Origin of the sequence: Streptomyces sp. NRRL WC-3618, from assembly GCF_001280005.1 — a bacterium.
Lineage (GTDB): Bacteria > Actinomycetota > Actinomycetes > Streptomycetales > Streptomycetaceae > Streptomyces.
The window spans coordinates 1-211 of the sequence record NZ_LGDW01000435.1 but is presented as its reverse complement, the minus strand read 5'-3'; the positions used below and the strand labels follow the sequence as shown (position 1 = coordinate 211).

At 69.2% G+C, this 211-nt stretch carries 1 protein-coding gene; it reads left to right on the top strand.

What is annotated here, in order from left to right; translation table 11 throughout:
• Positions 1–211 (top strand): transposase family protein (locus ADL01_RS28310; RefSeq protein WP_234354821.1); only part of this gene is annotated, 211 nt, incomplete at both ends.

The following is a 211-nucleotide window of genomic DNA, read 5'->3' as shown; positions in this document are numbered from 1 at the left end:
CCGCCGCACCGGAGCGGACAACCGCAGGAACTTCAGCGGGAAACACAAGGCCCATGGCCTGCTGTTTCTCGCGCTGACCGACGAGAAGGGCAACCTGATCTGGATCTCCTCGGCCCGGCCCGGCCGGTCCAGCGAGATCACCACCGCCCGCCACGACAAGCTCACCGCACACCTTCGCGAAACCGGCCTCGGCGCCCTGGCCGACCTCGGC